We start from the raw sequence: 6,214 nt of genomic DNA, 5'->3' as shown, positions 1-6,214 counted from the left end.
ATGTCTGGAGCGCGGCCCGGACCTGATCCCGGCCCTGCTCGGCGTCCTCAAGTCCGGCGCCGCCTACGTCCCCCTCGACACCGCGCACCCCGCCGAACGGCTCGGCTACGTGCTGGGCGACGCGGGCGTCCGCATCGTCGTCACCACCACCGGCCAGGTGGAACTCCTGGAGCCCGTCTTCGACGGCGACCTCGTCGTCCTGGACCGGGAGGCCGACCGCTGTGCCCTGGCCGCCCACTCCGACGACGACCCCGAGCACCTGTCGGGACCGGACAACGCGATCTACGTCATCTACACCTCGGGCTCCACCGGCCGCCCCAAGGGCGTCACGCTCACCCACGCCAACGTGGTGCGGCTGATGTCGACGGCGCAGGAGCACTACGCCTTCGACGAGGCCGACGTCTGGTCGCTGTTCCACTCCTACGCCTTCGACGTCTCCGTGTTCGAGATGTGGGGGGCACTGCTGCACGGCGGCACCCTCGTCGTCGTCCCCGGCGAAGTGACCCGCTCGCCCGACGACTTCCTCGACCTGCTCGCCGAGCGGGGCGTGACCGTCCTCAGCCAGACCCCGACCGCCTTCCGCGCTCTCGTCGCGGCGGCCGCCGGAGGCGACGAACGGATCGGCCGGCTGGCCCTGCGGCACGTCGTGTTCGCGGGCGAGAAGCTCGAGTTCGCCGAACTGCGGCCCTGGGCCGACCGGCTCGGCCTCGACGCCCCCGCGCTGATCAACATGTACGGGATCACCGAGACCACCGTCCACACCACGTTCTACCGGGTCGTCGCCGACGACCTCGCACGCGCGGCCGGCAACCCCGTCGGCGTCCCCCTCGGCGACCTCACGGTCCACCTCCTCGACGTGTACGGCAACCCCGTACCCGTCGGAGTGCCCGGCGAGATCCACGTCGGCGGGCCCGGTGTCGCCCGTGGCTATCTGAACCGCCCGGAGCTCACCGCCGAGCGGTTCGTGCCCGACCCGTTCGGCCCGCCCGGATCCCGCCTCTACAAGTCGGGCGACCTCGCGCGCCGGCGGCCCGACGGCAGCCTGGACTTCCTCGGCCGCATCGACCACCAGGTCAAGATCCGCGGCTACCGCATCGAACTCGGCGAGATCGAGGCCGCGCTCACCGCCCACCCCGGCGTCCGCGACGCCGTCGTCGTCGCCCGCGAGGACACCCCCGGCGACAAGCGGCTCGTCGGCTACCTCGTCCCCACCGGCGACACCCCGCCGCAGACCGCCGAACTGCGCGAACTCCTCGCCCGCGACCTGCCCGACTACATGGTCCCGGCGGCGTTCGTCCCGCTCACCGCCGTGCCGCTCACCGCCAACGGCAAGCTCGACCGGCGCGCCCTGCCCGCCCCCGACCAGGACGCCTTCGCCCGCACCGCGTACGTCGCCCCCCGCACTCCCGTCGAGGCGAAGGTCGCCGAGATCTGGGCCACCGCGCTGGAGACCGACCACGTCGGCGTCCACGACAGCTTCTTCGACCTCGGCGGCGACTCCATCCGCGCCGTCGCCCTCGTCGGCGCCCTGCGCACCGAGGGCTTCGACCTGTCCGTGCGCGATGTCTTCGACCGCCGCACCGTGGCCGACCTCTGCGAGCTGCTGACCGGCCGCTCCGCGCTCCCCGCCGGGCAACTGCGGCTCGTCGAACCGTTCGAGCTGATCTCCGCCGAGGACCGGGCCGCGCTCCCGGAAGGCATCGTCGACGCCTATCCGCTGTCGCAGATCCAGACCGGCATGGTCATCGAGATGCTCGCCGACGACGAGAAGAACCACTACCACAACTGCAGCTGCTTCCGGATCCTCGACGACCGGCCCTTCGACCGCACCGCCTTCGAGCGCGCCGTCGCCGAGGTCGTCGACCGTCACGACATGCTGCGCACCTCCGTCCACCTCACGGACTTCTCCGTGCCGCTGCAACTCGTCCACGCGCACGCCGAGGCGACCACCTCGGTGCGCGACCTCAGCCACCTCGACGACACGCAGCTCCAGGAGTCCCTCACCGCGTTCGTCCGCGACGAGCGGGCCGACGCCTTCGACCTGCGCACCCCCACCCTGATGCGCTTCCACGCGCACCTCACGGGCGACACCGTCTGGTGGATCTCGGTCACCGAATGCCACCCGATCATGGAGGGCTGGAGCTACCACTCCCTGCTCATGGAACTCCTCGGCTGCTACCGGCGCCTGCGCGACGGGCTGGAGCCCGAACCGTACGAACGGCCCGCCGTGCGCTTCGCCGACTCCATCGCCGGCGAGCTCGCCTCCCTCGCCTCCGAGGAGGACCGCGCCTACTGGCGCCGGATCACCGGTGACTACGAGAAGTTCACCCTGCCGACGGGCTGGGGCGACGACAGCGGTGAGCCGCCCGTCAAACACCACGTCCAGGTCCCCTGGGAGGACCTCGAACCCGCGCTGCGCGCACTCGCCACCAAGGCCAAGGCCTCACTCAAGAGCGTCATGCTCGCCTCGTTCGGCAAGGTGATGAGCCAGCTCACCGACGCCAAGGACTTCCACGCCGGGCTCGTCTTCGACGTACGCCCCGAGGTCACCGGCGCCGACCGCGTCTACGGCATGTACCTCAACACCCTGCCCCTGGCCTTCGACCGGATGCCGGCCACCTGGCTGGAGCTCGTGCGGAACACCTTCGCCCGCGAGGTCGAGACGTGGGAGCACCGCCGCCACCCGCTGCCCGCGGTGCAGCGCGAGATCGGCGGCACCCAGCGCCTCATCGACGTGTTCTTCAACTACCAGGACTTCCGCCAGGTCGACGCCTCCCTCGTCGACGACACCGTCGGCATCGACGACAGCCCCACCGAGTTCCCGCTGACCATCTCCTCCCGGGTCAAGCACATCTTCCTGACCGCCGACTCCCGGTCACTGACGAGGGAGAACACCGAACGCGTCGGCGCCATGTTCCGTGCCGTCCTGGAGGCCATGGCCGCCGACCCGGAGGGGGACGCGCGTACCCCGCTCATCCCCGCCGGCGAACACGCGCTGCTGACCGGCGCCTGGGCGGTCAACCCCACCGAGCCGGTCACCCGCACCGTGTTCGAACTCTTCGAGGAGCAGGCCGCCCGCACCCCCGACGCCCCGGCCGTCGTCTCCGGCGACCAGCGGCTGACCTACGCCGAGCTGGACGCCCGCGCCAACCGCCTCGCCCACGAACTGCGCGCCCTGGGAGTGGGCTCGGAATCCGTCGTCGGCGTCCTGCTCGACCGGAGCGCCGACCTCGTCACCGGGCTCCTCGGCGTGTGGAAGGCCGGCGGCGCCTATGTGCCCATGGACCCGGTCTTCCCGGCCGACCGCGTCGCCCACATGCTCGCCGACGCCCGAGCCGACGTACTGCTCACCCAGGAGAGCCACCGTGCCCTGGCCGGCGACGGCTACACCGGGCACATCCTGCTCACCGACCGCGACCGCGCGTCCATCGACGGCCGGCCGGACCACGCCCCGGAGCGGATCGCCGACCCGGAACGGCTCGCCTACGTCATCTACACCTCCGGCTCCACCGGAGCGCCCAAGGGCGTACTCGTCCCGCACGGCGGGCTCGCGAACCACGTCCGCTGGGCCGTCGACGAACTGACCGGCGCCGGTGGCGGCGCCCCGCTCTTCTCCTCCATCGCCTTCGACCTCGTCGTGCCCAACGTCTGGGCGCCCCTGGTGGCCGGGCAGCCCGTCCACGTCGTGTCGCAGGACGTGGACCTCGGCGCACTGGGCGAGGCGCTCGTCGCCCACGCCCCGTACGCCTTCGTCAAACTGACCCCCGCCCACCTCGAAGTCCTCACCCACCAGCTCACCCCCGAGCAGGCCGGCCGGCTCGCGCCGCTCCTCGTCGTCGCCGGCGAGGCGTTCCGCCGCCAGGTCGTCGCGGCCTGGCGTGCCCTCGCCCCCGGCACCCGGCTGGTCAACGAGTACGGCCCCACCGAGACCTCCGTCGGCACCTGCACCTGGCCCGTCCCCGGCACCGAGGCCACCGGTGACCTGCCCGACGTGATGCCCATCGGCGGCCCCCTGCCGGGCGTGACGATGTACGTGCTCGACGACCGGCTGCGGCCGGTGCCGACCGGCGTGGCGGGAGAGCTGTACGTCGGCGGTGCCGGTGTGGCCCGCGGCTACCTCGCGCACCCGCGCCTGACCGCCGAACGATTCGTCCCCGACCCGTACGGCCCGGCCGGCGCCCGGCTGTACCGCACCGGAGACATCGTCCGTGTCCTGCCCGACGGCAACGTCGACTTCCTCGGTCGCGGCGACGGCCAGGTCAAGATCCGCGGCTACCGCGTCGAACTCGGCGAGATCGAGGCCGCGCTGGGCGACCACCCGGCCGTCTCCGACGCCCGCGTGGTGCTCCGCGAGGACACCCCGGGCGAGCAGCGCCTCGTCGCCTACCTCGTGCCCGGCGGCGACACCCCGCCCGACCCGGCCGACCTGCACACCGTGCTCGGCCGCACCCTGCCCGAGTACATGGTGCCGACCGCGTTCGTGCCCCTCGCCGCCCTGCCGCTCAACGCCAACGGCAAGCTGGACCGCCGGGCCCTGCCCGCGCCCGGCCGGGACGCCTGCGCGCGCGCCGCGCACACCGCGCCGCGCACCCCACTGGAGGAGCGCGTCACCGCCGTGTGGGCCCAGGTACTCGGCCGCGACCCCGTCGGCGTCCACGACGACTTCTTCGACCTCGGCGGCGACTCCATCCGCGCTGTGGCGCTGATCGGCGCCCTGCGCGGCGAGCACCTCGACGTCTCCGTCAAGGACGTCTTCGACCGCCGGACCGTGGCCGGACTGTGCGAACTGCTCTCCGGCCGCACCGCCCTGACCGCCGGCGCGCACACCGCCACCGCGCGGTACGCGCTGATCGGGGACGAGGACCGGACGAAGCTGCCCGACGGCGTCACCGACGCCTACCCGCTGTCCCTCGTGCAGACCGGCATGCTCGTCGAGACGCTCGCCGACAGCGAGCGCAACAACTACCACAACGTGAACGTCTACCGGGTCCACGACGACCGGCCGTTCGACGGCGCCGCCTTCGAGGAGGCCGTCAGGACCGTCGTCGCCCGCAACGAGGCCCTGCGCACCTCCGTCGCGCTCACCGGCTACTCGGTCCCGATGCAACTGGTGCACGCCGACGTGGACGTCCCCGTCGCCGTCCGCGACCTGCGCGAACTGACCGAGGACGGGCAGCGCCAGGACATCACCGGGTACGTCGCCGCCGAGCGGGTCCGCGTCTTCGACCTCACCGCCGGACAGCCCCTGCTGAGGGTGGCCGCGCACCTCCTCGGCGACGCATGGCTGTGCACCTTCACCCAGTCGCACGCCGTCATGGACGGCTGGAGCAACCAGCTGTTCCTGGTCGACCTCGTCGGGGTCTACCAGCGGCTGCGCGACGGCCTGGAACCGGAGCCGTACCGGGCCCCGTCCGTGCGGTTCGCCGACACCGTCGCCGCCGAACTCGCCGCACTCGACTCCGCGGAGGACCGGGCCTACTGGGACCGGGTGGTGGACGGCCACGCCAAGGCCGCCGTCCCGGCCGGCTGGCACGGCGATCTGTCCGCACCGGCCGAGACCGTCCGGGCCGGTGTCCGCTTCGGCGACCTGGAGGAGCCGCTGCGCGCCCTCGCCGGCGCCGCCCGCGTGCCCGTCAAGAGCGTCCTCGTCGCCGCGTTCCTGAAGGTCGTCGGCCAGCTCACCGACGAACCCGCCTACCACGCCGGCCTCGTCACCCACTCCCGGCCGGAGGCCCCCGGCGCCGACCGGCTCTACGGCACCTACCTCAACACCCTGCCGTTCCCCGCCGACCGGACCGCCCGCACCTGGCGGGAGCTGGTACGGCAGGTGTCCGACCGGGAGATCGAGGCCTGGCCGCACCGGCACTTCCCGATGCCCGCCATCGGCGGGCCCGGCAGCGGGCGTCCGGTCGACATCTTCTTCAGCTACCTCGACTTCCACCGCATGGACGCCGAGGAGGCCGAGGACGGCTGGGGCTTCAACGACGCCCCCAACGAGTTCGCGCTCACCGTCACCGCCCTGCAGGGCATCCTGAGCCTCCGCTCCACCACCCACGTCCTCGACCAGGCCAACGCCGACCGCATCGCCGGCATGTTCCGGGCCGTGCTGGAGGCCATGGCCACCGATCACGACGGCGACGCGCGCGCCGTGTACCTCCCCGAGGGCGAACGGGAACTCCTGCTGGACGCCGGCCGTGCCACCACGCCCGCCACG

The 6,214-nt window shown here is 72.8% G+C and carries 1 protein-coding gene; it reads left to right on the top strand.

Annotation, left to right across the window (positions count from 1 at the left end):
- Positions 1-6,214, top strand: a 6,214-nt coding sequence (locus ACY34K_RS33565; protein ID WP_462754004.1) for an amino acid adenylation domain-containing protein, incomplete at both ends; no start/stop codon positions are given.

The sequence above is a fragment of the Streptomyces sp. STAM6 genome (genome assembly GCF_054963715.1).
The sequence above is the reverse complement of the archived record's forward strand: the minus strand, read 5'-3'. Positions and strand labels throughout refer to the sequence as shown.